General features: G+C 48.8%; 1 protein-coding gene. It reads left to right on the top strand.

From position 1 onward, the window contains the following. The first annotated feature begins 656 nt into the window (after positions 1-656). Complete coding sequence (ltrA, locus tag AC3WRW_RS32930; protein WP_492550426.1) at positions 657-1,985, top strand: group II intron reverse transcriptase/maturase; 1,329 nt, start codon at positions 657-659, stop codon at positions 1,983-1,985. The last annotated feature ends 79 nt before the right edge of the window (positions 1,986-2,064 follow it).

Raw genomic sequence — 2,064 nt, 5'->3', positions numbered from 1 at the left:
TTTTGTGCGCTTGGCAGCGCAATGGACTAATGAGTGAAAGTCTCTAGTACACCGCGAGGTGGCGGAAGTACATAGCTAACGCATAGTGCTTAGTCCGCGAGGATAGGTGCGGAGGATGCGAAGGCAAAACCCGGAACAGGCGGCATAACCATGTTGGCTGGCAAGGCCGGATGACCTTGCAAAAAAAAGGGAATGTCCAATACCACCGTTGGCCTTGTAAGTTAGGAGGACTGGATTCGGGGGAAAGTCGGTTGACGTGACCCAAGGAGATCTCATCGTTTCCTCGTAAGGAGGTAACTTTTTTTTCAAGACCGTGATGGTTAAGGAGAAGCTATGAATGGTGAGAAGTCAGACGTAGGGAAAGTAGCAAAAAAGCTTGCCAGAAAGGCCGCAAAGGCAAGTGAGTCGGCGTGAAAAAAAATTTTTAATCGTCGATGCAAGCTTCGACTCAAAAGGCGAAGACTTGTGCGAAGCCCGAAACCAGAGAAGAAAAGTTATTGAGTGAAGCCATGTGCCGGACAGAAGCCGGGGAGCCATGAAGTGCGAAGATCCGGGGAATGAACATAAGGAGAAGCCGTCTGGGGCGAGTACCGTCAGCGAAACGGAGATTGCCATAAGGCTACAAACCGTGAAACTGGCAGGGAAGGAGAACGAGCATGGGAGAGCAAAGGCAGGACAATGACTTGCGTGAAGGAGTAATGAAGCAAGAAGGACGAAAATGGTACAGCCTAATCGACAAGATATGGGCAAAATCAAACCTGGAGGAAGCTTTCAAAGAGGTGAAGCGAAACCGTGGAGCAGCAGGGATCGATCAGATGACTGTGAAAGCATTTGAATCGAAGTTGGAGCACCATCTAGAAGTGCTTCAGCAAACGCTGAAAAGCAGGATGTACCGGCCAAAGCCGGTAAAGCGCGTATATATCCCGAAAGCAGATGGGACGCAAAGACCTTTAGGCATACCTACCGTGGGAGACCGAGTCGTGCAAGCGGCGGTAAAACGCATAATGGAACCTATCTTTGAAGCAAAGTTTATGGACTGCAGTTATGGATTTAGACCGGGACGAAGTGCGCACATGGCGCTTGAGAAAATCCGGCAAGATCTGGAGGACGGTTACCGTTATGTCATCGATGCGGATCTTAAATCTTATTTTGACACGATCCCGCACGACAGGTTGATGGACATGGTGAAGGAAACAGTTGTCGATGGGAGTGTGTTAGGGCTACTGGAAAAGTTTCTGAAGGCTGGTGTCCTAGAAAGTGGGAGTTTCCGCTTGAACGAGCAAGGAACGCCGCAGGGAGGAGTCATAAGTCCACTACTAGCCAACATCTACCTTCATCCGTTAGACCAAGCGATGGCAAAACGAGGACACCGTCTAACGAGGTTTGCAGACGACTTTGTGATCTGCTGTAAGACACTCAAGGGTGCGGAGCGCGTGATGAAATCCGTCATCGGTCTACTGGAGAAAGAAATGGGACTTAAAGTCCATCCGGAGAAAACGAAAATTGTAAACAGCAAGAGAGAATCATTTATCTTTCTCGGGCATGAGTTTAAGCCGGGAAAGAGGATGATGCCCTCGGGCAAAGCGATGACGAAGTTCAAAGACCGGGTAAAAGAGATTACAAGAAGGAACCAAACCGTGAGCGTAGAGAAGTTGGTGAAGGAGAAGCTAAACCCATACTTGAGGGGTTGGGGCAGATATTTCGGAACAGGAGATGTAAGGAATCGATTTCGAGACTTAGATTCCTGGATAAGAAGACGTTTGCGCTCTGTACAACTACGCAGTTGGAGGAAAGTGAAGAAACTTCACCGTGAAATGCGAAGACGAGGGTGGGATAACAAAGAACTACCTGGTCTTCGTATGGCAGCATGGAGAAGTTCCCATTCAACCTACGCCCATTATGCGATGCCGAATGCATGGTTTAAAGAAATGGGTCTAAGTAGTCTACTTGAGATTTACAAAGAACTTCATCCCCAAAGGGGATAATCTGGAGGAGCCGGATGCGATGACCCGCATGTCCGGATCTGTGAGAGGCCCATGCAAATGCGCATGGGCCTACTCGATT

This window comes from Paenibacillus sp. FW126-R14, from assembly GCF_058789495.1.
This window is presented reverse-complemented; position numbering and strand designations above follow the sequence as displayed.

Bases quoted from the DNA above. Each gene is read 5' to 3' on its own strand.
- ltrA (WP_492550426.1), top strand. From the start codon at position 657: ATGGGAGAGCAAAGGCAGGACAATGACTTGCGTGAAGGAGTAATGAAG.